This window comes from Arthrobacter nitrophenolicus, from assembly GCF_000332815.1.
Lineage (GTDB): Bacteria > Actinomycetota > Actinomycetes > Actinomycetales > Micrococcaceae > Arthrobacter > Arthrobacter nitrophenolicus.
On the sequence record NZ_AOFD01000043.1, the window covers coordinates 13,233 to 38,685 of the forward strand.

Genomic DNA, 25,453 nt, shown 5'->3' on the forward strand with positions numbered 1-25,453 from the left:
AGTCCGAAACCCTCGAGAGATTGCTTCCATGGCTCACACTGCAACAAATCCCGAAACCGACCTTGCCGCCGAACTGAGGGCGGACGTCCGGCGCGTGTCCACGCTGCTGGGTGAATCCCTGGTCCGCCAGCACGGGCCCGAACTCCTGGACCTCGTGGAGCAGGTCCGGCTCCTCACCAAGGAGTCCAAGGAGGCCGCCCGCGGCGGTGCCGACGCCACCGGGCCCTGGAGCGCGCACGACGTCGTTGCCCAGGTCCGCGAGCTCCTCGGCTCCCTGCCCATCGAGCAGGCCACCGACCTGGTCCGCGCCTTCGCGTTCTACTTCCACCTCGCCAATGCCGCCGAGCAGGTCCACCGCGTCCGCGGCCTCCGGACCCGCGCGGAGAAGGACGGCTGGCTGGCCAAGACCGTTGCCGAGATCGCCGGCCAGGCCGGGCCCGCCGTGCTGCAGGAAGTGGTCAACGGCCTGGACGTCCGGCCCATCTTCACCGCCCACCCCACCGAAGCGTCCCGCCGCTCCGTGCTGGACAAGATCCGCAAGCTCTCCGACGTCCTGGCCCAGCCCACCGCCGAAGGCACCACCGCGCGCCGCCGCCAGGACCGCCAGCTGGCCGAAATCATTGACCAGATGTGGCAGACCGACGAGCTGCGCCAGGTGCGGCCCACCCCCGTTGACGAAGCCCGCAACGCGATCTACTACCTGAGCGGCATCCTTACCGACGCCATGCCTGAGATGCTCACTGAACTGTCCGAACTGCTGGGGGACCACGGCGTCACCCTCGCGTCCAAGGACGCGCCCATCCGCTTCGGTTCCTGGATCGGCGGTGACCGCGACGGCAATCCCAACGTCACCGCGGCCGTCACCCGGGAGATCCTGCAGATCCAGAACCAGCACGCCATCCGCATCAGCATCGGCATGATCGACGAGCTGATCTCCATCCTGTCCAACTCGACGGCCCTTGCCGGGGCGGACCGGGAACTGCTGGAGTCCATCGACGCGGACCTGCAGAAGCTGCCCGGCTTGGACAAACGGGTCCTGGAGCTGAACGCGCAGGAGCCGTACCGGCTGAAGCTGACCTGCATCAAGGCCAAGCTCATCAACACCGGCAAGCGGGTGGCCGCCAACTCCAACCACGAGCACGGCCGCGACTACAGCGGCACCGGCGAACTGCTGGCCGACCTTGAGCTGGTGGAACTCTCGCTCCGCAACCACTCGGCCTCCCTGGCCGCGGACGGCGCGCTGGCCCGGGTCCGCCGTGCCATCGCCTCCTTCGGCCTGCACCTGGCCACCCTGGACATCCGCGAGCACGCCGACCACCACCACGACGCCGTCGGCCAGCTGATGGACCGGATCGGCGGGCCCGGGCTCCGCTACGCCGAGCTCAGCCGCAAGGAACGCTTCGAGGTGCTGGGCTCCGAGCTCGCCTCCCGCCGGCCGCTGTCCGGCCACCCCATCAAGCTCGACGGCGCCGCGGACGGCACGTACGACGTCTTCCGTGAGATCCGGCGTGCCCTGCGCATGTACGGCCCGGACGTCATCGAGACCTACATCATCTCCATGACCCGCGGCGCGGACGATGTCCTGGCCGCCGCTGTCATCGCCCGTGAAGCCGGCCTGGTCAACCTGTTCGGCGACAAGCCCTACGCAAAGATCGGGTTCGCGCCGCTGCTCGAGACCGTGGAGGAGCTGCGCGCCTCGGCCGAGATCATCGACCAGCTGCTCTCGGACCCTTCCTACCGCGAACTGGTGCGGCTGCGCGGCGACATCCAGGAAGTGATGCTGGGCTACTCGGACTCCAACAAGGAATCCGGCGTGCTGACCAGCCAGTGGGAGATCCACAAGACCCAGCGCAAGCTCCGCGACGTTGCTGCCAAGCACGGTGTCCGGGTGCGGCTGTTCCACGGCCGCGGCGGCTCCGTGGGCCGCGGTGGCGGGCCCACCTATGATGCCATCCTGGCCCAGCCCAACGGCGTCCTGGAGGGTGAGATCAAGTTCACCGAGCAGGGCGAGGTCATCTCGGACAAGTACTCCCTGCCCGAGCTTGCCCGGGAAAACCTGGAGCTCTCCCTGGCCGCGGTGCTGCAGGGCTCGGCCCTGCACCGGGACCCGCGCACGTCCGAGGACCAGCGGGAGCGGTACGCGCATGTCATGGAGACCATCTCCGACGCCGCGTTCGACCGGTACCGGAGCCTCATTGACCACCCGGACCTGCCTGCCTACTTCATGGCCTCCACCCCGGTGGAGCAGCTCGGTTCCCTGAACATCGGCTCCCGCCCGTCCAAGCGCCCCGACTCCGGTGCCGGCCTGGGTGGCCTGCGTGCCATCCCGTGGGTCTTCGGCTGGACCCAGTCCCGCCAGATCGTTCCGGGCTGGTTCGGCGTCGGTTCAGGCCTGAAGGCCGCCCGGGAAGCCGGCAACGCGGCGCAGCTCGCGGAGATGATGGAGCACTGGCACTTCTTCCGCTCCGTGCTGTCCAACGTGGAGATGACCCTCGCCAAGACGGACCTGGACATCGCCGGCTACTACGTGGACACCCTGGTTCCCAAGGAGCTGCACCACATCTTCCGCACCATCCGGGAGGAGTACGAGCTGACGGTGGTCGAGGTCCAGCACCTGACCGGCGAGCACGTCCTGCTGGATGCCCAGCCCACGCTCAAGCGTTCCCTTGAGGTCCGCGACCAGTACCTGGACCCCATCAGCTACCTGCAGGTGGAGCTGCTGCGCCGCGTCCGGGCCGAGAGCGGAAGCATCAGCGGGGCGGAGATCGACGAACGGCTCCAGCGCGCCATGCTCATCACGGTCAACGGGGTGGCCGCCGGCCTGCGCAACACCGGCTAAACCCAGTTGCTCTATCACTTATGGTCCCTAAACAGCAGGAATAGGGACCATAAGTGATAGAGCAACAGGTTGGATAGGCTGGAGGGCATGCCTTCGTTCCAGACCCGCCTCAAGATCACCGGGCTCCGGCCCGGCAACCCGCCGGAATCGGTCATGGAAGCCGCGGTTGAGGCGCTGGGCACGCGCCACCATGTCGAGTCCCACCAGCTGCAGATCTCCGGCGGGGTGCCGCAGCTGAACCTGCGGTTCCTCGTGGAGGCCACCGAGGACAGGGGCGAGAACCAGCAGGCGCGGGAATCGGCAGCGATGATGCGCGACGCCGTCGAACGCGTCGCCCTCACCGGCGCGCTCAGCGTGCTTCGCCGCAACCGCGGGAAGTGGCTGCCGGTCTAGGCTCTGCCGGCGGGCACCAGCGTCAGGCCAGCGGTCCGGGTTCCTCCACGGGGGACCGGTTGCCGCGGCGGCGGGTCACGATTATTCCGACGACGGCGCCGATCACCAGGCCCAGCACCACGCCGATCAGCGAGCTCGCCCAGAACGGCAGCCTGGTTGCGGACCCCGTGAAGTACCCCAGGCCCACCAGCCAGCACGCCCACAGCAGGGCGCCGAGTCCCGCGCAGAGGCTGAAGCCCCGGACCGAAACGTCAGCGATCCCGGCTGCCGCCGAGGTGGCCAGGCGCCCGCCGGGAATGAACCTGGCGCCGATGATGGTGCCGTAGGTCGACGACCGCCCCGCCTTGGCCAGGGCGTCGTGGATGCCCTTATGCACGCGCCGGCCCCACCGCCAGCGGTCAAGGACATGGCTGAGCCTGCGCCGGAAAAGCTGGAACACCACCATGTCGCCGATCCAGGAGGCCAGAGCGGAGAGCCCGCCAACCAGGAACACGTTGGCCCGGCCGTCGGCGGACAGCGCGCCGCCGGTGATGACCACCATTTCGGAGGGGACCGGCGGAAAGATTGCATCGCCAAGGACTACGGGGATGATCCAGAAATAGATCGCAGCCCCCCAGCTGTCAGCGCTGCCGAAGTCCATGGCCACAACGTACCGCACTCCGGGCCGCTGCCGAAGGGGAGCTTCCGAAGAGGGTGCAGCGAACGGGAGGTGCCGACGAGGGCGCAGCTTATAGGACCCGGCCGGTGGGGCCTCAACTCAGCCCGTGGGCCGCAGGGGACGGAACCGCCGCGTCCGCTTTCCGGCCGGGACGTGGCTCAAATGCCTGCCCGCCAGGAAGTACCAGTACGGCCAGGCGGTCCAGGCAACAGCCACCACAGTCACACCGGCACCGCCAACCCCGCGGCGGAGCCAGGCCGGAAGCTGCTCCGCGAAGGCAAGGCCTGCCACGGGCAGTGCCCCCAAGAGGCCGGCCCCGATGGCGGTTCCCAGCCTGGCGAGGTCCTCGGGGTAGCCTTTCGACGAAAGCAGGGCACGGTTCGCGAGCAGGAGCCAGCCGCCCTGCACCGTCATCGCCGCCAGCGATATTGCTGTGGAGGGCTTGTACTCCAGTTTCCTGGCGATGAGGAGGAATGAGCTCGCGGAGCCGGCGGCGCAGGCTGCCGGCACCAGCCACTTGCCCGCGTCCGCGGCGCGGCCGGGCGGTATCCTGCGGTGGATCTGGAGGATGACGGGGATCACCGCCAGGCTGAAGACTCCGCCCACGGCGTCGTTGATGGTTCCGAAGACGAAGGGGCCGCCCTTGGGCACCTCCACGGCGTACATCGCCCCAAGGCTGGCGACGCCCATCACGCCGAGGCCGGCGGCGGCATACGCGAATTTGGCGGCCGTGCGGTCGCCCGGAATCTCGGTCATTCTGTCCATGATCGCCACGCTCCTTCACGGACTGGTCTACCCCTCATGGGACGCGGACGCCAGCTCCCGGACTGCCGTTCCCGCCCGGGGCAGCAAGTGGCGTGCCAGCAGTCAGGAGCGTGCCCGGACGGCCTCGCTGAGTTCCAGCCCGCTGCGGTACTCCACGGGCTTCCCGGAGACGGGGTCCACGAATTGGATGACACGGGCCAGGAGCTGGAGGGGCCTGGCGTAGTCGTCCGGGGCCTTGTCCAGCAGGTCCGGGTAGAAGGCGTCGTTGACGATTCCCAGTCCCAGGGACGCCATGTGCACCCGCAGCTGGTGCGTCTTGCCGGTGTGCGGTTCCAGCCGGTACCTGGCGAGCCGGCCGCCGCCCGTGGTGCCCGGAGCACCCGCCGCAGGGCCGCCGTCGAACGTTTCCAACCGCTCAATCCGCGTCTCGGCGTTGGGTTCGCCCTCAATAACCTCCGCGAGGAGGTAGCTGCGGGACTTGGTCATGCGGTTGCGGACCACCACTGGAAAGTCGACGGCGGGATGCCCGGGAGCAGGCTCGGCGGCGGACACGCACTCGTATTCCTTCTGGACCTGCCGCTTCTCGAAGAGCACCTGGTACCTGCCGCGGGTCTGCGGATTGGTGGAGAACAGCAGCACCCCGGCGGTCATCCGGTCCAGCCGGTGCATGGGAATGAGGTCCGGCAGGCCAAGCTGGTTGCGCAGCCGCACCAGGGCCGACTCCTGGATGTAGGTGCCGCCGGGGGTGGTGGGCAGGAAGTGGGGCTTGTCCACCACCAGCAGGTGCTCGTCCTGGTACAGGATGCCGATGTCCACGGGAATCCGGGTCTCCGGCGGGAGCGTGCGGTAGTACCAGATGAAGGTGTGGTCCTGCAAGGGGGTGCCGCGGTGCAGCGGAACACCTCCCTCGCCGACAATCTCGCCGGCGTCGAACCGGTTCTCGATGCCTGCGGGTCGATGTGGCCCCACCGGTGCATCATGTAGTCCATTGCGGTCTCCCAGGGACCCTCCTCGGGGAGACGCAGGCGGGTGGCGTTGACGCCGTCGCGCACGGGGAGGGGGGATTGCATCACCGGTCCATTCTACTTTGCGGGGCCAGGCCCCCTGGCGCTTCCGACGACAAAAAAATTCTTGACAATAAAATTTGTCGGTTGCAGGATGGAACCATGTTGGACATCGAAGTGATTGAGGACCCCGCGGCGGCCGAGGCGTCACTCGATCCCATCCGGACCCGGATCCTCCGGGAGCTGGGTACGCCCGGATCCGCCACGCAGCTGGCCGTGAAGGTGGGGCTGCCCCGGCAGAAGGTCAACTACCACCTCAAGGCCCTCGAGCGGCACGGACTCGTGGAGCTGGTGGAGGAGCGGCGCAAGGGCAACGTGACCGAGCGCGTCCTCCAGGCCACGGCCGCGTCCTACCTCATTTCACCCTCGGCGCTCGCCTCCGTTTCCCCGGACCCCCGCCGCTTCGCGGACCGGTTCTCGGCCTTCTGGCTGCTCGCCCTCGCCGGGCGGATGGTCCAGGAAGTGGGAAAGCTCATCGCCGGGGCCGCGGCCGCCCGCCAAAAGCTGGCAACGTTCGCCATCGACGGCGAGATCACCTTCCGCAGCGCGGCTGACCGTGCCGCCTTTGCCGAGGAGCTCGGCGTGGCGGTCACGCAGCTGGTGGACAAGTACCACGACGGCGGCGCCTCCTCCCGCGGCCGGCGGCACCGGCTGGTGGTGGCCCTGCACCCGGCACTCAAGACAACCAACCAGACCCCCTCAGGCAAGGAGCAGGACAATGACTGACAACCGCAACTTCGAGATCGTCTACGACACCGAACTGCCCGGCACACCGGAGCGGGTGTGGGAGGCCGTCACCACGGGAACCCCGGCATGGATGTTTCCCACGGACCAGTGGCCGGACGTCAAGACGGTGAACGAATACCCCACCCATCTCGTGTCCCGGATGGACGGCCCCGACGGCTGGTTCAACCAGCTGGAGCATGTCCTGGAACCGCTCGACGGCGGGCGCGCCCGGCTGCACTATGTCCACAGCGGCATCTTCGCGGACAACTGGGACGAGCAGTACGACGGCGCCAGCCGCCACACGGAGTTCTACCTGCATACGCTGGGCCAGTACCTGCGGCACTTCGACGGCAAGCCGGTGGTTTTCACCGATATCCAGGGGCCGGCCGCGTCCCAGGTCCCGGACGGGTTCGAGCGGCTCCGGAAGGCGCTGGGTGTTGAGTCCGCACGGCAGGGTTCCGCCGTGGATGTGGAGCTCGACGGCGTGGGGCGGCTCACGGGCGAAGTGGACTTCGCGAACGAGCACTTCCTGGGCCTCCGCACCGCCGACGCGATGTACCGGTTCTTCGGCCGCAACGTCTGGGGCGCCCCCGTGGGGATGACCGTCCACGACTTCAGCGGAGCGGGGGACCCGGAGACCACCGCCAAGGCATGGAGCGGCTTCCTGGAGCGCGTGTACGCCTGAGTTGTCCTCGCTGGCCGACGCGCTAAACCGTGTTCGACGCGCACATTACCTGACGCGCCAATATTTGGCCTGCATCAGGTAATGTGCGCAGCGCGGGCGGATTTCCGGGTCGAAAAGTGGGCTGCTCAGGCGGCCCAGCCGCGGCCAATGGCGTCGAGGGCCAGGCGGTAGACGTCCTCCCAGGGAGCGTCCGGCGGGCCCATCTGGTCCAGTTCCAGGCTCATCAGCCCGTGGACCTGTGCCCAGATGGCCACGGCCACCAGCTCCGCGGGTGCCGGACGCAGCGTGCCCGCGGCCTGCGCTGCGGAGACTGCCCCGATCAGCGGGTCCATCGCCCCGGCCGCGGCTTCCGGACTGGGCTTGCAGTCGGCGTAGGCCGCCATGCTCCGCCGAACATCAGCCGGTACAGCGCAGGATGTTCCAGTGCCCAGGTCCGGTAGCGATGCCAAGCCCCTGGAGGCCTCCGTGGGCCGCCTGCTCCTGGGACTCGCGGAAGGACCGGAATCCGTAGTCCATGACAGCGGTCAGCAGCTGGGACTTTCCGCCGAACAGCGCGTACACCGCGGTGGTGGAAGTGCCCGCGGCGGCTGCCACGTCGCGGAGGGTTACGCGCGCCGGGCCCTCACGGTCCACGAGGCCGGCAGTCACTTCCAGCAGTTGCTGTTTGAGGGAATCGTCATGCATCACGGGCCTTGCCATGGAACCGATTGTCTCATAACGTTGTTACATAACAGTGTTATGAAACGTGGCCGGGCGTGAAATGCCCTGCGTTTCCCCACGAAGGAGCCCCCATGGCACAGGAAGTCTTCCCGGGCCGGTATACCGCCGACCCCGCCCGTGATTCCGTCACCGTGTTCCTGATCGGCATGCGGGCCAACCGCTGGTGGAAGATCCGGGCCGTGGCAAAGGTCGCCTCGGCGATGCCGCCGATGCTCCGGCACCTGGCGTCGGACCCGGGGTCCGGGATGCTTGGTTTTGAGCAGTGGCTGGGGCGGACCACGGTACTGCTCAGCTACTGGGAGAGCCCGGAGCATCTACGGAAGTTCGCGGCTGACCGGGAGGCCCCGCACCTGGAACCCTGGCGGCGTTTTATGAAGGAGATGGCTGGACGCGGCGACGTGGGCGTCTGGCACGAAACCTACCAGGTGCCCGCCGGCGGGATCGAGGCGGTCTACAGCGGCATGCCGCTGTTCGGGCTGGCCAAAGCCACCAGCCATGTTCCCATCGGGCCCGGAACCAATACCGCAAAGCAGCGGATGGGCCGGGCTGCCATGCGGAATGGCAAGGCGTCTGACCGGGCGGCAGCAGGAGCCTAACCGCTGCGTGCCTCCCCGGATGGCACCAACTGTCGCTATGGGCGCCCACAACGGCAGTTGACGCTGACTGGTTGTGTGGCGCTCAGGCAATCGCCACCGCGGGGGCAGTGGTGAGGGTGCGCCGGAGCTGGGGAGCGGCATTGAGCTTGTCCTGGGCGGCCCGCAGTGCCAGCACCGAGGTTTCCAGCTGCTCGGGCGGCAGGGTGAAGGGCACCCGAAGGAACCGTTCGAACGCTCCGCCGATCCCGAACCGCGGCCCGGCCGCCAGTCGGATACCGAACTCGGGCGCCAGTACTGTCAACGCGGTGCTGGATGGTGCCGGCAACCGGCACCATACGGACAGCCCGCCGGCGGGCACGGGGGTCTGCCAGTCAGGCAGATGCCCGCGCAGCAGTTCAAGCAGCGCCGCCCTGTTGGTCCGCAGCGTCGCCAGCCGCGCGGGGAGCGGTTCGTCAAGGGCCCGGACCAGGTGCGCGGCCGCGAGCTGCTCCATGACCGGCCCGCCCAGGTCAACGGTGGTGCGGGCAGCGGCCAGCCGCCCGATCATGCTTCGGAAGCCCGGATCCAGCCGGTCCGCAGGCCGCCCCAGTGCGATTTGCTGAGTGAACCGATGGTGACCACGTGGGGGCTGAAACCGGCCAGCGGGGTGGTGGCGACGCCGTCGAGGTTCAATTCGCGCAGCGTCTCATCCGCCACCAGGACCGTTCCGGCGGCAGCGGCTGCACGGACCAGCCGCCGGCGCTGGGCATCGGGCATGGCCATGCCGGTGGGGTTGTGGAAGTCCGGCACCATGTACGCGAGCTTGGGGCGCTGCTGGGCGAGGGCGGTTTCCAGCGCCGGCAGGTCCCAGCCGCCGTGGGCAAAGGCGACGGGAACAGGCCGGCACCGGGCGGCCCGGATCGCGTCCAGGGCGTTGGGGTAGCTGGGGTGTTCCACCAGGACCCGGTCCTGCCGGTCCGCCAGGGTGCGGAGCACAATGGTCAGTGCGTGCTGGGCGCCCGACGTGACCATCACCTGCCCCGCATGCGTGGGCACGCCGGCGGCCGTGTACCTGTCAGCGATCGCCTGGCGGAGCGGAAGCAGGCCGATGGCGTCGTAGCCGAAGCCCGGCAGCAGGGCCGGAAGTTCGGTGAGCGCGGCGGCGAAGGCACGGTGTACGAGTTCGCCGCTGGCCGGAAGGGCCGAGTACGCCAGGTCCAGGATCCCTTCGGGCGCTGCCAGGCCCGGAGCGGACATGGCCCCGGCCCCTGTCCAGCCCTGCCCTGTGCCACCGGCTTCCTTGGCCTTGGCAGGGCCGAAAATCGCTGGCCCGAACGGGTTCAGGTCGGGGATCCGGGTCCTGCCGCGGCTGCCCTGCCCGCTGCTGAGGAACCCCTGTTCCCGGAGGCTCGTGTATGCGGCCGTGACGGTGGTCCGGCTGACGCCCAGTGCCGCGGAAAGGGCGCGCTCGCTGGGCAGAGCGGTTTCCAGGGGCACCCTGCCGTCCAGGATGAGCAACCGGACCACATCTGCCAGTTCCCGGTATGCCGGGCCGGCCCCGCGGTTCCAGGGGCCCAAGAGACGGGAGAGTGCTGCAGCGTTCAGGGAAGGGGCCATGTAGCCAGTGTTTCAAACTGGCTATGTAATCAAAAGCCAGTTGAGTGGGAGGGTTGTTCCCATGATGACCCGCAGATTGATCCAGCTCTTCACCGGCCTCGCCATGTACGGCATTTCCCTCGCCATGTTCATCCGGGCCGGGCTTGGCCTGGACCCGTGGGACGTCTTCCACCAGGGCCTGGCGAACCGGACCGGGATGAGCATCGGCCTGGTGGTCATCATCGTGAGCTTCCTGGTGCTCCTGCTGTGGATCCCCCTGAGGCAGTGGCCCGGCTTCGGAACCCTGTGCAACGCCATCCTGGTGGGCGTTTTCGCCGACATTGGACTGGCCCTGATTCCTGCCGTGTCCCAGCTCTTCGGCCAGGTGGCGATGCTCGCCGGCGCAGTCCTGCTCAACGGCATCGCCTCCGCCTGCTACATCGGTGCCCGCTTTGGCCCCGGGGCCCGGGACGGGCTGATGACCGGCCTGGCCCGGCGCACCGGCTGGTCCGTCCGCCTGTCCCGCACACTGATCGAGGTGACAGTCCTGGCCATCGGTTGGGTGCTGGGCGGTTCGGTGGGCGTGGGAACTGTTGTCTACGCGCTGGCCATCGGACCCCTGGTGCAGCTGCTGCTGCCGCGGTTCATGGTTCCGGCTGCGCTGCCGCAGACTGCCGGTGCTGCTCCTGCCACCGTTTCCTGACCTCTTCCCGGGCGTGGATTACACCGGTTCCGGCTGGCACCGCGGGCAGAAGTAGATATCGCGTTCCTCGTCCCCGTTCGGCTTGCCCAGCAGTCCGCGCCGGACTGGGGTCCCGCATTTCAGGCACGCCTGGTGCTCGCGGCGGTACACCCAGTAGCCCGGCCGGCCGGCCATCCGCCCCACGGGCATGCCGCGGGCGTTGAGGATGGTGACGCGGCGGCCGGGCCCGAGGTTTACCTCCAGCAGCTGCTTGGCGTCCGTCATCATGGTCCGTACGTCTGCCACCTCTGCTACGAGGGTGGCGGGGTGGACACCGGAGAGGAAGCAGGCCTCGCAGCGGTAGATGTTGCCGATGCCGGCGAGGTTCCGCTGGTCCAGGAGAGCAACCCCCACCGGAACATCAGGCGCCGAGCGGATCCGCCGCTCTGCCTCGTCCAGGTCCCAGTCCGGACCCAGGAGGTCCGGGCCGAGGAACCCCACAATGGAGTCCTCGTTGTCGGTGGCCACCACTTCCACGATGCCCAGGGAAAAGCCGACGGCGTCCGCGGCCGCCGTGCGCAGGACACACCGGGCCGTGTAGCCGGGTTTCCGCCACTTGCCGCCCGGAGGATAGATCTGCCAGGTGCCCTCCATCTTCAGGTGCGAATGGATGGTGAGCCGCTTGCCGTCGGGCCCCGCCACCCGCATCAGGAGGTGCTTGCCCCGGGGTACCACTTCGGCCACCGTCCACCCGGCAAGGTTGAGGGTGGCGAACCGGGGGACACGGAAGTCGGAGGCCAGAAGGGTCTGCCCGGCCAGGGCCTTGTGCAGCTGGTTGGCTGCCCGCCAGACGGAATCACCCTCAGGCACGGATCCTCAGCCCCTTCGGGGTGGAGTAGGCTCCGGCGGAACTGAGGGCGGCCGCCACCGGGGTGTCCAGGATGCCGTGCCCGTTGACCTTTTCCATGATCAGCTTGTCCACCGCGCCACGGGTCACGACGCCCACCAAGGCGGCGCCGGCGGCGGACAGGACGGCGTCGTCGTCGCTGAAGGCCAGCAGGGTCTTGCCACCCCGTTCCACGTAGAGGACAAGTGCTCCGTCCACCAGGACCACCAGCGCCCCTGCCTTGCGGCCCGGGCGGTGGCCGGTTCCGGCGTCGTCCTGCAGGGCGGGCCAGGGAAGGGCCGCGCCGTAAGGGTTGGCGGGGTCCGTGGCGGCGAGTGCCAGGGCAACCGGATCCGGTGTGGCGAGCTGGGTGTCCTCGGCGTAGGAGCGCAGGCGGTCCACAGTGGCCGGCACGGCGAACTGGGCCGCCCCCAGATGCTCGATGAAGTAGCCCCGCCGGCAGCGCCCCGCTTCCTCCAGCCGTGCCAGCACCTTGTACATCAGGCCGAAACCCCCCAGGATCTGCTCGGCCATAACCGAGCCCCTGGTGACAACGCCGTAGCGGTCCAGCAGGAGCTCGGCGGTGGCGCGGGCGTGGATGGTGGGATCGAGCTCCGGCTCCGGCAGCGCGGACCAGCGCCCGGCTGCCAGGGGTGGAGTTGCTGCGGCACCTGAGCCGCCGTAGCGCCCGCCGGCAAGGCCCGGCGACCCCATCAGCCCGGTGCCGTGTGAACGCCCCAGCCTGCTGAGCCGTGGCGCCCTTGCCCGCGGTGCGCGTGCCACCTGCCGGTGCGCCGTATGGCCGCCGGCGATCAGCGCACGGACGGGGGCGAAGGTGTCCCCGGTGATGCGGCCGGCCCACGCCAGCTCCCAGAGGGCTGTCACCACCTCCTGGTCACTGAGCACCGAATCCATGCCGCCCGCGATGTCCGTCAGCTGGCGGAAGAAATAGCCGCCGCCGTTGGCCCGGAGGTGGTCCAGCAGGCGTTGCCCGGCGTCACCCGGCTGGTACTCCGGAGCGGGGCTCAGGGTGAGCTCCGCCGAGTCCGCAAGGTGCAGGCTGATCCAGCCGTCATTTCCCGGCAGGGCTCCGGCCCCGGACCACAGGACCTCCCCGGTGGCCATCAGCTCGTCCAGCATCGCCGGCTGGTAGTTGGACACCCGGCTGGCAAGGATGAGCGGCTCCCACGCGGACGCGGGGACAGGCACCCCCGAAAGCTGGTCAATGGCGGTAACGATGCCGTCCAGGCCGCGGAGCGACGGCTGGCCACGACCGCCGCCCGGAACGCGGACGTGCTGCCAGGCAGGAAGGAACCGACCGTAGGCGGCGGCGTCCACCGGTTCCACTTCGGCCCGCAGCGCCGCCAGCGAACGGCGGCGGAGCTTGCGCAGCACCTCGGCGTCGCACCATTCGCTGACGGCGGCATGCGGGAGTTCCGGTGCTGCCTGCCCAACCGGCGGCAGGTGCGCTGCCTCGGCCGGCGACAGCTCCTCTTCCTCATCTTCGCCCGCAACATCAAGGTCGTCATCGCCTGCAAGAACATCAACGGCAAGCTCGTCGTCTGCAGCCTCGTCGGTGCCGGACCCAAGCGGTCCGCCGTCGAATTCTTCGGCGCCGGCACCCTCGATGCCCGCAGGCATGACGGCACTGCCCGGCTGGGCTGCACTGCCGGGCGGGGCCGCGTTCGGCCGGAACTCGCCCTCCACTACCCGTCCGTCCGCGGCGAGCCGCTTGAGGGCGGTTCCCACCACCGCCACGCCGAGTCCCAGCCGCGCTGCCGCTTCACCGGCCGTGAACGGGCCGTGGGTCCGGGCATAACGCGAGACGAGATCCCCGAGGGGATCGGCTACCGGCTCGATGAAGGCCAGGGGAACGCCCATGGGCAGCGGTACCCCGAGGGCATCCCGCAACCGGGCGGCGTCCTCGACGGCGGCGAACCGCTCCACCCCGCCGATGTTCACCTTGATGGCCCGGTTGGCGCGCTGCAGCGCTGCCAGGTGGGCTGTCGCGGATTCAATGCTGCCATGGGCTGCCTCGGGCGCAGGCCCGCCGCCGTCCAGTCCGGCCGCGAGCTCGGCCTCCGTTGGTTCAGCGTCACTATCTGCGGCAGCCGGGCCGACGGCGGCACTGTCCCCGGGCGCGTTGTCCTCACCCTGCAGCCTGGCCGCGACCTCGTCCGGCGTCAGCGGCCCGAGCAGCCGCAGCAGGTCCGCCACGCCCTCGAGCCCCCGTGCCCTCCGGTCCGGGGCCAGCCGCTGGAGCTCCCGCTCCGTGGCTTCAATGACCCTTGCATCCAGCAGTTCCCGCAGTTCCACGCGGCCCAGCAGCTCGTTGAGGAGCGTGGAGTCCAGGGCCAAAGCCGCGGCCCGACGTTCCGCGAGGGGTGAATCGCCCTCGTACAGGAACTGGGCCACATATCCGAACAGCAGGGACTTGGCGAACGGCGACGGCTGGGAGGTGGTGGTCTGCACGATCCGCAGTTCGCGCCGTTCCACGGAGGCGGCGATGTCCTTCAAGGCCGGGAGGTCGTAGACGTCCTGCAGGCACTCACGCACCGTTTCCAGCACGATGGGGAATGTGGGGTATTTCCGGGCGACGTCCAGCAACTGCGCGGAACGCTGCCTTTGCTGCCACAGCGGCTGCCGTTTCCCGGGCGTCTGGCGGGGGAGCAGGAGCGCCCGCGCAGCGCATTCCCGGAACCGCGACGCGAACAGCGCGCTGCCGCCCACCTCGGCCGTGACGATCTGTTCCAGCTCTTCGGGGTCGAAGAGGAACAGCTCCGCGCCCGGGGGCTCGTCCTCCATCATGGGCACGCGCAGGACAATGCCGTCGTCGGCCGCCATGGCGGAGCCGTCCAGCCCGTACCGCTGGTGCAGCCGCTGCCCCACGGCGAGGGCCCAGGGTGCGTGCACGGGCATGCCGAACGGGCTGTGCAGGATGACCCGCCAGTCGCCCAGCTCGTCATGGAACCGCTCAACCACCAGCGTGGTGTCGCTCGGAACCACCTCGGTGGCCTGCTTCTGCTCTGTCAGGTACTGGATCAGGTTGTTGGCGGCGAACCCGTCCAGCCCGCTCGCCTTGCAGCGCTGGGCGGCGGGACCGGCGTCGGACGCTGACAGCTCGCGGACGAAGGCGCCCAGCGCGCGGCCCAGGTCCACCGGCCGGCCCAGCGAGTCGCCCTTCCAGAACGGCAGCTTGCCCGGCTGGCCGAAGGCCGGCGATACCAGGACGCGGTCATGGGTGATGTCCTCGATCTTCCAGCTGGTGGCACCCAGCGCGAAGACGTCTCCCACCCGGGACTCGTACACCATTTCCTCGTCCAGCTCGCCCACGCGCCGGCCGCCTTTGGGTGCCGGAGCGGGTTTGCCGTCGCCGGCGGGGGAGGCGGAGCCTTCCACTTCGGTGCCGACGATGTACACGCCGAACAGGCCGCGGTCCGGGATAGTGCCGCCGGAGGTCACGGCCAGCCGCTGGGCGCCGGGCCTGCCCTCGATGGTCCCGGCGTTGCGGTCCCAGACAATCCGGGGCCGAAGCTCGGCGAATTCATCCGACGGATAGCGGCCGGCCAGCAGGTCGAGGGTGGCCTCGAACGCCGAACGGGGGAGCGAAGCGAAGGGGGCGGAGCGCCGGACGGTGGCGAACCACTCCTCGACGTCGATGCTGCCCAGGGCGGTGGCGGCCACCGTCTGCTGGGCCAGGATGTCCAGGGGATTGGCAGGGATGCTGAGGCGCTCGATCTTTCCGCCAAGCATCCGTTCCACGGTGATGGCGGTGTGGACGAGGTCTGCCCGGTGCTTGGGGAACAGGACGCCCTGGGACACTTCGCCCACCTGGTGGCCGGCCCGCCCCACGCGCTGCAGGCCGCTGGCCACCGACGGCGGTGACTCCACCTGCACCACCAGGTCCACGGCTCCCATATCGATGCCGAGTTCCAGGGACGAGGTGGCCACCACGCAGCGCAGCCGGCCGGACTTCAGGTCGTCCTCGATCAGTGCCCGCTGGTCCTTGGAGACCGAGCCGTGGTGCGCCCGTGCGAGCACGGGGTCTGTGCCCGCCGAGCTGCCCGCCTGCGCCATCATGTGGGCGGGCGTCCCAGTGGACGCGGGAACGCCCGACGCGGGAACGCCCGACGGCGGGACCGCCGCTCCGGAGCCGGCAGCTTCCAGCCCTCCCGCCCCGGGATCGTCCCAGCCGCCGCCGGCCGCCACCAGTTGCCGTTCGGCGTAGATCTCGTTGAGGCGGGCCGTCAGCCGTTCGGACAGGCGGCGGGAATTGGCGAACACGATGGTTGACTGGTTGGCCAGCACCAGGTCAACGATCTTCTCCTCCACGTGCGGCCAGATGGAGGCCTGCGGCTGGAGCCCGGAGGCCGGGCCGGAATCGAAAGCCCCGGCGGCGCCCTGCAGATCGGACATGTCCTCTACCGGCACGGACACCGTGAGGTCCCAGTTTTTCTTCGCGGGCGGGGCAACGATTTCCACCGGCGCCGAACCCGCCAGGAACTGGGCCACCAGTTCCCGGGGCTCAACCGTGGCCGAGAGCCCGATCCGCTGGGCAGGCTTGGGCAGCAGGGCATCGAGCCGTTCGAGCGATACGGCAAGGTGCGCGCCGCGTTTGGTTCCGGCCACGGCATGGACCTCGTCAATGATGATGGTGTCCACCTCGGTGAGCGTCTCACGGGCCCTGGAGGTAAGCATCAGGAACAGTGATTCCGGGGTGGTGATGAGGATGTCCGGCGGGTTGCTCAGCAGCGCACGGCGGTCCGCCGCGGTGGTGTCCCCGGACCTGACGCCCACCGTGATCAGGGGCGCCGGAAGGTTTAGGCGCTTGGCGGTCTGGGTGATGCCGATCAGCGGGGACCGCAGGTTGCGCTCGACGTCGACACCCAGGGCTTTCAGCGGCGAGATGTAGAGGACGCGGGTCTTGCGCTTCGGGGCCCGCGGCTTCCTGCCCGTCGCGGGGCGCTTGGACGCAGCCGCATCCTCGAAGCCCGGCAGCTCCGGGGCCGCAGCGGCGGAGCCCAGCAGCCTGTCCAGGGCCCACAGGAAAGCGGCGAGCGTCTTGCCGGAACCGGTGGGAGCCACCACCAGGGCGTGCGAACCGGAGGAGATGGCGTTCCAGGCCCCGGCCTGGGCAGGGGTGGGTTCGGAAAAAGCGCCCAGGAACCAGTCGCGGGTCGGCCTGCTGAACTGGGCCATGGGCGCAGCATCCGCCGGACGCCTGCCGCCCGGGGAGGGCTTTTCCTGGGTCATGCCTCCATCATGCCCCAGGCCACCGACAGGACCGCCGGTGTCCCCGGAACCCGGGCTCAAACCTTCCGGTCCTGCGGCAGGTCCCTGGTGGCCGGACCTTCCAGCAGCGTGCCGTCACTGCTGAAGCGGGAGCCGTGCAGGGGGCAGTCCCAGGTCCTCTCATTGTCGTTCCAGTGCACGATGCCGCCCAGGTGGGTGCAGACGGCAGACAGCTTGCAGGTGGTCCCGTCAACGGTGGAGACGGCCACGGGGCGGGTCCCTTCGCGGTACACCCGGCCCTCGCCTTCGGCGGGCACAACGGGCGCGGCCGCAGGAACATCTTTGCCCCGTTTCAGTGCCCTGGTGCCTTCCGTTTTCAGGCCTTCCGCCGCCAGCTGCCCCCATCCGGACGCAAGCTTGGCTGCCACACCCGCATTAAGGGCGACGGCGGAGAAGGCTCCGGCGGGGGAGGTGACCCGGTGGTGGATGGTGTCCGCCCAGGGCACATGGCCGCCCAGGATGTCGGCGGAGATCGCCAGTGCCGCGGCGACGGCATTGGTCATGCCCCACTTGTTGTAACCGGTGCCGAAGTAGACATGCCCCCGGCCGCGGGGAAGCTTGCCGAAGAACGGCATCAGGTTGGTGGCCATATAGTCCTGCGCGGACCAGGCGTGCGTGGTCCTCGCCCCCGGATAGTGCTGGCGCGTCCAGTCGAGCAGCCCTTGCAGATGCGCCTTCTCGGACTCCGCCCGGCCCACATGGTGGCCGTGGCCGCCCACCAGCAGGAGCCTGCGGCCGTCGTGCTCGTAATCCCGAAGCGAGTGCGTGGGCTGTTCCACGGAGATGTACATCCCGGCCGGCGGCTCCTGCCCCTCCTGCAGCTCAAGGGCCGCGGCGTAGGACCGGCTGGGCTTCAGCTTGGCGAAGTACAGGCCGCGGTCCAGGACCGGGATGCCGGTGGCAAGTACCACCCGGTCCGCGCGCACGCTGCCCCGGCTGGTCCGCACCACTGACGGCTGGTCACCGGCGACGTCCCGCAGCCGCACGCCGCCCACTACCGTGCCGCCCCGGCCGCGGATGTCCGCCACCAGTGTGTCCACAACTTCCATGGGATGGATCTGCGCCTGGTCGGGGAGGCGGACGGCGCCGTGCACCGCGAACGGCAGGCCGGCGTCGCGCACGTATTCCATGGCGAGCCCCGCTGTGGTTCCGGCGCTCACCTCCTCGCGCAGCTTTTCCGTGCCCTGGGCCGTTGCCGCATAGGTGTAGGCGTCGCGGCGCTGGTACGCGACGCCGTGGTCGTCAAGGTAGCGCAGCAGCCAGGACTGGCCTTCGCGGTTGCCGTCAACGTAGGCCTGGACCTGCTTTGGGGAGTACTGGCGGGCGAGCTGGGACAGGAAGGTGCCCTGCAGCAGGGTCACCTTGGCCGTGGTGTTGCCGGTGGTGACGGCGCCCGGATGCCGCGCCTCAAGAACCAGGACCTTTTGGCCGGAGCGGGCCAGCAGCAGCGCGGTGACCAGGCCGGTCAGCCCCGCGCCGGCCACCACAGTGTCGTATGTGGTGTCGGGCTCAAACGGATCGGAAGTGAAGGCCGCGCTGCGGTCCAACCAAATCGACGTCATGCCAACTCAACCTGCCTCCGGTCTCAATGGCCTGGTGGGGCCAGTTTGTAATGGGTCCGTTATAGACCTGACCTATCAGTTCCGCAGTTGCTAAGTATACTTACTTTGTCGGGGTAGTCTATGGTCAGGCGCAGCCCGGCAGCCATGGAAACGAAAACGACAAACAGCAGGAGAAATCATGACAAGCATGAGTTCCGACGGTCGTACCGTAGGCCGGACCAACATTCAAAAAGCAGCCCTCGCCGTGGGAGCGGTCTTCCTCCTGGTGGGTGTGCTGGGCTTCATTCCTGGCATCACCACCAACTACGAGACCATGGGCTTCGCCGGACATGAATCCGGAGCCCTGCTGCTGGGCATCTTCCAGGTGTCTGTGCTGCACAACATCGTCCACCTGCTGTTCGGCGCGGCTGGCATCGCCATGGCCCGCACCGCTGCACAGTCAAAGAACTACCTGGTGGTAGGCGGTGCAATCTACCTGGTCCTGTGGATCTATGGCCTGCTGATCGGCCTGGACACCCCGGCCAACTTCGTCCCCGTCAACATGGCGGACAACTGGCTGCACTTCGTCCTGGGCGTTGGCATGCTTGGCCTTGGCCTTGCTCTCTCCCGCGGAACTGCCCGCGCCGGCCGCGCTACCACGGCCCACTAACAGGTACTGAAACACCAGCCGCGCAGCCACAGGTTCGCGGCACAGATAAGAAACTGCAGGCGGCCCGGCACTAGCCGGACCGCCTGCAGTCGTCTGTAGGAAGGGCCCCACGGACCCGGAGCCTACGCGGGCTGGAACGCCCCGATGGTGAGCAGAGTGATGCCGGCGTTGCTGCATGCCTTGGTGGGCTGCGGCAGGAACAGCGAGGCAGTGTCCTCCGGCGGGTAGATGCGGTAGCCGGCTGCGTCCACCATGGCGCAGTCCATGTAGTTTCCGGCCTGGGTATAGCGCAGGACGGCCGTGCCGGTCTGGCCGGGTGCCAGGAGGACGTCCGTGACGGGCGTGGATTCATCACGGGAGGCGGGCGCTCCGATGGGGGCACCGGCGTTGTCTGCCGCCAGCGAGACCCCGGCGAAGCCTTTGAGCAGGCAGGGCTCCGTGCCGCTGTTGGTGAGGTTGAGGTTCATGTAAACGCTGCCTGCAGCGCCACCGCCGGATGCGTCGGTGGCCGCGGTCAGCCCTGCGGCCTTGCACAGGCCGGGGGCCGCAGGAGCGGACGTGGCCGGCGTGGTGGAAGACGGTGGAGCGGACGACGGCGGCGCAGACGTCGCGCTCGGGCTGGGCGTGCCGGTACCCGGCGCCGTCGTGGTCGCCTGGGTCTGCGGCTGGCTTGGACCGCAGGCGGTGAGCAGCAGGGCAGCCGCTCCGGCCGCCGTCGACATGGCTATCCCCTGGAAGATTTTCTGAGACCTCATGCCACAACCTTCGCGGCAGCGCCTGCCGGCGTCAACGATGCCGCAGGCCTGGCGGCTGTTTTGATGCCCGGATCGTGATGATCCGGGCATCAAACCTTGGCTACCTGGTGGCTGCGCTGTCCGTGGCCTTGCGCCGCGCGCCGCTCCGCAGCAGGCTGCGCCGCCCAGGATCAGCCCGCCTGCGCCGGCAGCGAGGCCTGCCCAGCTGCGGGCTTCGGCTCCGCTGTCCGTGACCGCTGCGGCCTGCCCGGTTTCTCCGGCGCCCTCCTGCGTTGAGTGCGCTGCGCCTTCCGTCCCGTGGCTACCGCCCTCAGCCGCCGTCACGGTGATGGACGGGGCCGGTGCCTCCAGCGAATGCGGATCCTCGCCGTCCTTCGCGATCTGGGACCAGTCGGTCTGGCCAGACTCGCAGGTCTGGAGCGTGGGGAAGTGCAGCGTGCTGCCGGCCGCGTCAGGGAGCTTCACGGACAGGACCAGTGCGTCGCGGAGGTCGTGCGGCAGGGGTTCCTTGGCGGTGTAGACGATCTGGCTGGTCCGCTTGGTGATGGACGATCCGTCCGCGAGCTTTTTGGGCTCGGGGAGCTGCTCAGTCACCTTTTCAACCGTCCAGTTGGGGTTGACCGTTGGCTGGGCGTCGTTGAGTTCGGCGGGCAGGGTGATGGCCACCTTGGTGGTGCCCGATTCGTCACAGCCGTGGGGAATCCCGAACGTCAGGAGGGCGTAGGAGTTGGCGTCGGTTTTGTCGGGCGTGACGCCGACATGTGCCGCGGCGCCGCCCGCCGCTGCGAGCATCAGGGCTGCCGCGCCGCCCGTGGCGGCGGCGGTGGTCAGGGTACGGCGAAGAATGGAAATGGTCATGGGGTTGCCTTTCTGGCGCACGCCCGCCCAGGGCGTGCAGAAGTGTGAAATGCCCCGCCGGCAGTGGATGCGGCGTGGGGTTAGGAACAGAGCGCGACGGCGGAAGGCGGGCCGCGTCGGCTGTCTTGCCGCAGGTTCCGCCAGGGACGGCGGGGGACGGCGGCAGGCGGGAAGACTGCGAAAACCGGAGGAACGGCGTCGGGCGCTTCTGCACGGGGGAGCCCCGCGAGCGGACGAAGCCAAGCGGCCAGGGCCCACAACGCATCCTCGCCTTTGGCCAGCAACAGCGCGCAGCCCAGGGTGGCCAAAGCGTGCGCGGCCAGCATCAGCGGTGCCGAACCGGGATCGCCCGCGGGTGCGTGCCCGGCGACGGTGACCAGTTCGGGCAGCACCGGAGTGCCCCCGCCGTGCTGGTGGCCGGAATGCAGGTTGGCCGGACCCAGCGCGAGGGCCGGGGCGCTGAATGCTGTGAACGCTTCATGCAGAGCCAGCTGTCCGGCGCCAAGGAGCGCCCCCACAGCGGGAAAGGTGAGCCGCAGCCGGGTGGCGGCCGTACTTGCGAGCCCGGTCAATGCCAGGACGGCCAGCAGGATGCCGGGAGCCGGAAGGTGGCCGCCGCCCGCCACGTGGGCTCCCGCCGCCAGGGCAAGGATTGCAGCGGCGAGGGCCGAGGAGCGGAGGAGGTGGAAGGGCGCGCGCGGCTTGTGTGACGGCACGGCTCCTCCTCTCCCCGTAGCGGTTGCCGGCGGTATCCCGGGCATGGTTCCGCCGGTCCAGATTCTATCGGTGATTGGCGCGCCGGCAGGTGCCGCTGCCTCCCGCCCGTCCTGCTATCCGACGCCTGCCAGCAGTTCAGCGAGGACATCCGCGGCGGTGTCGTGCCGGATCAGGGGAGCGGCCTGGCCGGCCCAGAGGGACATGAGTCCGGTGTTCCCGCGGGCGGCGGCCTCCGGCCGGAAACGCCCTGTCAGCCAGTTCTGGATGGGGAACGGCGCGATGGACCGGGCATCGGCCAGGTCGGTGGTGACGCGGTTGGGGATGCCGCGGGCCAGCCTGCCGCTGAGCGCCCGGGTGAGGACCGTCCGGCCGGCCGACGGGCTGAAAAGCAGCGAACGGTAGGCGGGGACCGCCGCCGACTCGCGGGTGGCCAGGAACGCTGTCCCCACCTGCACGGCTTCCGCACCGAGGGCAAACGCAGCAGCAACCCCACGCCGGTCGGCAATTCCGCCGGCAGCTATCACCGGGATCCGCACGGCGTCGGCGACCTGCGGGACCAGGGCAAAGGTCCCAACGAGCGATTCGTCTGCCGGCCGCAGGAAGGACACGCGGTGCCCGCCGGACTCCATGCCGCTGGCCACCACGGCATCCACGCCGCCGGCCTCCAGCGCCACGGCCTCCTCCACGGTAGTGGCGGTGCCGAGCACCTTGATGCCGCGCCGGTGGGCGTCCTCCACCACCTGGGGTGCGGGGACACCGAACACAAAGCTGACGACGGCGGGAGACGCTTCCAGCGTGGCCTCCACCTGTTCGCCGTAGTCAGGCAGGTACCGCGCGGGCATCTCCGGCAGCGGGATCCCGAGTTCTTCGAAGTACGGCTTCAGCGGGCCTGTGAAACGGTCAAAATCGGCCTGGTCCACCGCCTCGGCCTCATCGCCCGTGGGGATCCACAGGTTGAGGGCGAACGGCCTGCCCGTTGCTTCGCGAAGGTCCGCCGCTGTCCGGCGGATGGCACCGCCGTCGTAGCCGTAGAGGCCGTAGGAACCCAGACCGCCGCCGTCGCTCACTGCTGCTGTGAGCTGCACGGAGGAGACGCCGCCGAAGGGTCCAAGGACCACGGGCGCGTCGATGCCGAGAAGTTCGGTGATGGGGGTGCTGCGGAAAGCGGTGAAGTCCGGCGGGGTCATGGCTGTCTCCTGGCTGGTTGCCGTTGGCGGGTCCGTCCCTAGTCTTGCAAAACCTGGGTCTTGCAAAGCTGGGCTGCCGTTCCGGCCTCTTTATTGCGGCCCTACTGCGGTGCGGGTGACTCCACCAGGTCGTAGCCGTCGCAAATGTGGAACAGCCGCCGGCCGCCGGCGGGGGCGATCACCCACACCACGTCGCCGTCTGCGGTGCGGGCATCCACCAGCCCTGCATGGATGCGGGCGCCGTTGCGCCGGAGTTCCACGGTGTCGCCAATTTCCACTTCGTCCCAGCGGGTGGGGCTCTTGACGCGGTTCGCCATTGAAGTCACGGGATTTTCCTTAGGTGGTTGGGCGGCTGTCCAGCCGTTCCTGCTATCAAACAGGCGCGGACCCGGTGGCTTCAATGGAGGACTGACCACGCCGGCCGCCGGCCGCTTGTGCAGCCCTCCAGCACACAGGTGTTGGCCCTGGCCACGGTCCCACCTTCCGGCCCGCGACCTAAGCCGGGCACTGGGGGCGCAACTGCGCGCGGCGTTAGACTGCGTTCGTAAGTGCCAGACGATCCAAGGAGATGTTCATGGACTACACCGGAAGCCAGTCGGAAAAGGTTGTTCCCGCTGGTGAGCTTGGCCGCAACCACATCGGCCAGACCATCAGCTTCCAGCCCAACGAATTCACCGTCGTCTTTGGGAAACTCGCCGGCGTCGCCCGGACGGAGGCGATGGTCTACCTTTCCCTGCAGGGGGTTGGAAACGGCACGCACCTGAAGGATGAATACGACCTGCCGCTCACGCATGACGTCTACGTGCCGGTGGACGTCATCACCAATGCCGAATCCACCATCAAGGACTTGTTCGGCAAGGTCCAGGAAAACCTCCGGGGCGCAGGCCACAAGGGCGAGGACCGCACCGACAAGCTGTAGCAGCCCCCGAGTGTTGCGGACGGCGGCGGGATCTTCCCGCCGCCGTCCAGCCTGCCCGGCACTAGTTTCCTCAGTACGCCTTGACCCGCTGCTCCACCACCAGGTGGATCAGGGCGAAGACGTTGTCCTGGTCGATGGACTCCAGCGCAGCGTCCAGCGCTGCTGGAATATCCTCGTCTTCCCTAACCGTGACGCCAAAGCCGCCAAATGCCCTGGCCATCAGCCCAAAGTCGGGGTTCTGCAGCTGGGTGCCGGAAATTCGGGCGGGGTAGTGCCGTTCCTGGTGCGTACGGATGGTGCCGTATTCCTGGTTGTCCATCACGATCACCAGCGGTGTTGCACCGTACTGCGCTGCGGTGGCTAGTTCCTGCCCGTTCATGAGGAACTCGCCGTCGCCCGCGATGGTGACAACCCGCCGGCGCGGATCAGCCAGGGAAGCCGCGATGGCTGACGGCACGGAGTAGCCCATGGAGCCGTTGCGGGCGCTGATCATGGACGCGTACCGGCGGGTGGGAAAGTATCGGTGCGCCCAGTTGGTGTGCTCGCCTGCTCCGAAGGTCACCACGGCATCCGCCGGCAGCCTGGGGACGAGGTTCGCCATCAGGGTGTCCATCCGGGCCTGGCCGGCTGCCGGAGCAGCCGGGGGCAGCGCAGCGAACCGTTCCTGCTCCGTCCGCATCCTGCCTGTCCAGGCCTTCCACTCATCCTTCACCGGCAGGCGGATGTTCCGAAGATCGCGCACAAAGGCTTCCGGCTTGGCCAAAACTTGGCGGGACACCGGGCCGGAACGGCCGCGCAGTGACGGATCTGCAGTCACCAGGAAGTTCTTCTTGTTCCAGTCCTGCCGGCAGACAAAGCCGTCCGTGATCACGTCCCCCGGCACGGTTCCAACGAACACCAGCAGGTCGGTTTCCTCGAGCAGGTCGTACGTGGGACGCGGCCGGCCGTACCCAATGGGCCCCACGTACGAGGGGGAATCGAACGGCACTGTTCCCTGCGTCCGCCATTCCGCCGCTGCCGGGATCCGGTGCTCCTCCAGCCAGGTGGTGAGCTGGTCTGCCGCCTCCTGGGTCCAGTCATTGCCGCCCGTCACGAAGAGCGGCTTGCTCGATTCCGCCAGGGCCGCCTCGAGGGCCTCCGCGTCCGTCCTGGCCATGCCGCCGGCAGCAACCGGGATGGCAGGGTGCAGCACCGGGCTGATCTCTTGCCGGATGATGTCCTCCGGCAAGCCCACCACCACCGGCCCGGGCCGTCCGCTCATGGCGGCGAACATCGCCTCCGCCACGATTTCGGATGCCCGCTCCGGATGGTCCAGGGTCATGACCCGCTTGGCGCCGGTATCGAACCAGGCCTTGATGTCGAACTCCTGGAACGCCTCCGGGTCCCGGTGGGCGAACGGGATCAGGCCCACGAAGAGCAGCATGGGGGTGGAGTCCTGCCACGCCGTGTGCAGCCCCACGTGGGCGTTGGCCGCGCCGGGGCCCCTGGTCACCATGGCAACACCCGGGCGCTGGTGCATCTTGCCGTCCGCCTCGGCCATGTACGCGGCGCCGCCCTCGTGCCGGCAGACGACGGTCTGGATCCCGGAACTGTGCAGGCCGTCCAGCACATCCAGGAAGCTCTCGCCGGGAACCACGTACGTGCGTTCCACGCCGTGGGCGACGAGGGAATCAACAATCACGTGCCCGGCGGATTTGAGGGCGGGGCCGGGCGCGTCCGGACGCGGCTGCTCCTCCGTCCGGGAGGTGTCGACGGCGGCAGGCGCTTCTGCGTCGGGCGTAGTGCGGGCGGTGGCCAGGGTGGATTGCGGCTCTGGTGTCATGTTCTTTCTTTAGTTAGGTGGTCCGGCAGTGGATTTAGGCGGCAGGGGACTGTGTGGCGTGGGGCTACCGGATCGGGGTCCGGTTGGCGATGACGGGGGATAG

At 68.9% G+C, this 25,453-nt stretch carries 19 protein-coding genes and 3 pseudogenes; 8 read left to right on the top strand and 14 right to left on the bottom strand.

Going from position 1 to position 25,453, the window contains the following annotated elements; translation table 11 throughout:
- The first annotated feature begins 28 nt into the window (after positions 1-28).
- Both ppc and G205_RS14720 read left to right on the top strand, forming a co-directional pair.
- Positions 29-2,839: a phosphoenolpyruvate carboxylase gene (ppc, locus tag G205_RS14715; protein WP_009358671.1), complete on the top strand. Its 2,811-nt coding sequence runs from the start codon at positions 29-31 to the stop codon at positions 2,837-2,839.
- 87 nt (positions 2,840-2,926) lie between these two features.
- Positions 2,927-3,232 carry a hypothetical protein gene (locus G205_RS14720; protein WP_009358672.1) on the top strand — a complete coding sequence of 102 codons (306 nt, stop codon included), beginning with the start codon at positions 2,927-2,929 and terminating at the stop codon, positions 3,230-3,232.
- Positions 3,233-3,254: 22 nt separating this feature from the next.
- Here the strand turns inward: G205_RS14720 and G205_RS14725 are convergent, their stop codons facing one another.
- The 3 genes and pseudogenes from G205_RS14725 to G205_RS14735 form a co-directional block, all read right to left on the bottom strand.
- A complete protein-coding gene (locus G205_RS14725; protein ID WP_035753248.1) occupies positions 3,255-3,872 on the bottom strand; it encodes a DedA family protein in 618 nt (205 codons plus the stop codon).
- Positions 3,873-3,989: 117 nt separating this feature from the next.
- Entirely contained in the window at positions 3,990-4,655 is a 666-nt protein-coding gene (locus G205_RS14730) for a hypothetical protein (RefSeq protein WP_052014143.1), read from the bottom strand.
- 102 nt (positions 4,656-4,757) lie between these two features.
- Positions 4,758-5,725 (bottom strand): annotated as a pseudogene (locus tag G205_RS14735) (RluA family pseudouridine synthase).
- A 96-nt stretch (positions 5,726-5,821) separates the two neighbouring features.
- Here G205_RS14735 and G205_RS14740 point away from each other — a divergent pair.
- Positions 5,822-6,445: a winged helix-turn-helix domain-containing protein gene (locus G205_RS14740; RefSeq protein WP_009358676.1), complete on the top strand. Its 624-nt coding sequence runs from the start codon at positions 5,822-5,824 to the stop codon at positions 6,443-6,445.
- Positions 6,438-7,130, top strand: a complete 693-nt coding sequence (locus G205_RS14745) for an SRPBCC family protein (protein ID WP_009358677.1) — start codon at positions 6,438-6,440, stop codon at positions 7,128-7,130. Before G205_RS14740 ends, G205_RS14745 begins: the two co-directional genes overlap by 8 nt.
- A gap of 125 nt (positions 7,131-7,255) precedes the next feature.
- On the opposite strand, the pseudogene G205_RS22970 reads toward G205_RS14745, so the two are convergent.
- Together G205_RS22970 and G205_RS22980 are read right to left on the bottom strand one after the other, a co-directional pair.
- Positions 7,256-7,527 (bottom strand): annotated as a pseudogene (locus G205_RS22970) (TetR-like C-terminal domain-containing protein).
- Positions 7,527-7,829, bottom strand: coding sequence for a TetR/AcrR family transcriptional regulator (locus G205_RS22980; protein ID WP_009358679.1), 303 nt, complete (start codon positions 7,827-7,829; stop codon positions 7,527-7,529). The pseudogene G205_RS22970 and the gene G205_RS22980 overlap by 1 nt, the downstream one beginning before the upstream one ends.
- A 92-nt stretch (positions 7,830-7,921) precedes the next feature.
- Between G205_RS22980 and G205_RS14755 the strand changes: the two genes are divergently transcribed.
- Positions 7,922-8,446, top strand: a complete 525-nt coding sequence (locus G205_RS14755) for a DUF4188 domain-containing protein (protein WP_009358680.1) — start codon at positions 7,922-7,924, stop codon at positions 8,444-8,446.
- An 82-nt stretch (positions 8,447-8,528) separates the two neighbouring features.
- Here the strand turns inward: G205_RS14755 and yczR are convergent.
- Positions 8,529-10,042, bottom strand: a pseudogene (gene yczR, locus G205_RS14760) (MocR-like transcription factor YczR).
- A 61-nt stretch (positions 10,043-10,103) separates the two neighbouring features.
- On the opposite strand from yczR, the gene yczE reads away from it, so the two are divergent.
- A complete protein-coding gene (yczE, locus tag G205_RS14765) occupies positions 10,104-10,724 on the top strand; it encodes a membrane protein YczE (protein WP_035753240.1) in 621 nt (206 codons plus the stop codon).
- A gap of 18 nt (positions 10,725-10,742) precedes the next feature.
- Here yczE and G205_RS14770 read toward each other — a convergent pair whose 3' ends face one another.
- From G205_RS14770 to G205_RS14780, 3 genes are read right to left on the bottom strand one after another with little or no spacing between them, the layout of a single operon-like run.
- Positions 10,743-11,573 carry an Fpg/Nei family DNA glycosylase gene (locus tag G205_RS14770; protein WP_009358682.1) on the bottom strand — a complete coding sequence of 277 codons (831 nt, stop codon included), beginning with the start codon at positions 11,571-11,573 and terminating at the stop codon, positions 10,743-10,745.
- Complete coding sequence (locus tag G205_RS14775) at positions 11,566-16,842, bottom strand: Lhr family helicase (RefSeq protein WP_009358683.1); 5,277 nt, start codon at positions 16,840-16,842, stop codon at positions 11,566-11,568. The genes G205_RS14770 and G205_RS14775 overlap by 8 nt, the downstream gene beginning before the upstream one ends.
- Positions 16,843-16,898: 56 nt before the next feature.
- Entirely contained in the window at positions 16,899-18,443 is a 1,545-nt protein-coding gene (locus G205_RS14780; RefSeq protein WP_009358684.1) for an FAD-dependent oxidoreductase, read from the bottom strand.
- Between the two features lie 187 nt (positions 18,444-18,630).
- Here G205_RS14780 and G205_RS14785 point away from each other — a divergent pair, with 187 nt between their 5' ends.
- Entirely contained in the window at positions 18,631-19,092 is a 462-nt protein-coding gene (locus G205_RS14785; RefSeq protein ID WP_035753242.1) for a DUF4383 domain-containing protein, read from the top strand.
- 122 nt (positions 19,093-19,214) lie between these two features.
- Here the strand turns inward: G205_RS14785 and G205_RS24090 are convergent, their stop codons facing one another.
- From G205_RS24090 to G205_RS14810, 4 genes are all read right to left on the bottom strand, one after another.
- On the bottom strand, positions 19,215-20,705 hold the full coding sequence (locus G205_RS24090) for a DUF1775 domain-containing protein (protein ID WP_009358686.1): 1,491 nt from the start codon (positions 20,703-20,705) through the stop codon (positions 19,215-19,217).
- A gap of 80 nt (positions 20,706-20,785) precedes the next feature.
- Positions 20,786-21,421, bottom strand: coding sequence for a hypothetical protein (locus G205_RS14800; RefSeq protein ID WP_009358687.1), 636 nt, complete (start codon positions 21,419-21,421; stop codon positions 20,786-20,788).
- A gap of 114 nt (positions 21,422-21,535) precedes the next feature.
- A complete protein-coding gene (locus G205_RS14805; protein ID WP_009358688.1) occupies positions 21,536-22,609 on the bottom strand; it encodes an NAD(P)H-dependent flavin oxidoreductase in 1,074 nt (357 codons plus the stop codon).
- Between the two features lie 101 nt (positions 22,610-22,710).
- A complete protein-coding gene (locus tag G205_RS14810; RefSeq protein ID WP_009358689.1) occupies positions 22,711-22,926 on the bottom strand; it encodes a hypothetical protein in 216 nt (71 codons plus the stop codon).
- A 257-nt stretch (positions 22,927-23,183) separates the two neighbouring features.
- Here G205_RS14810 and G205_RS14815 point away from each other — a divergent pair, with 257 nt between their 5' ends.
- Positions 23,184-23,528: a hypothetical protein gene (locus G205_RS14815; RefSeq protein WP_009358690.1), complete on the top strand. Its 345-nt coding sequence runs from the start codon at positions 23,184-23,186 to the stop codon at positions 23,526-23,528.
- Positions 23,529-23,598: 70 nt separating this feature from the next.
- On the opposite strand, the gene G205_RS14820 is transcribed toward G205_RS14815, so the two are convergent.
- Positions 23,599-25,350, bottom strand: coding sequence for a thiamine pyrophosphate-dependent enzyme (locus G205_RS14820; protein ID WP_009358691.1), 1,752 nt, complete (start codon positions 25,348-25,350; stop codon positions 23,599-23,601).
- Between the last annotated feature and the right edge of the window lie 103 nt (positions 25,351-25,453).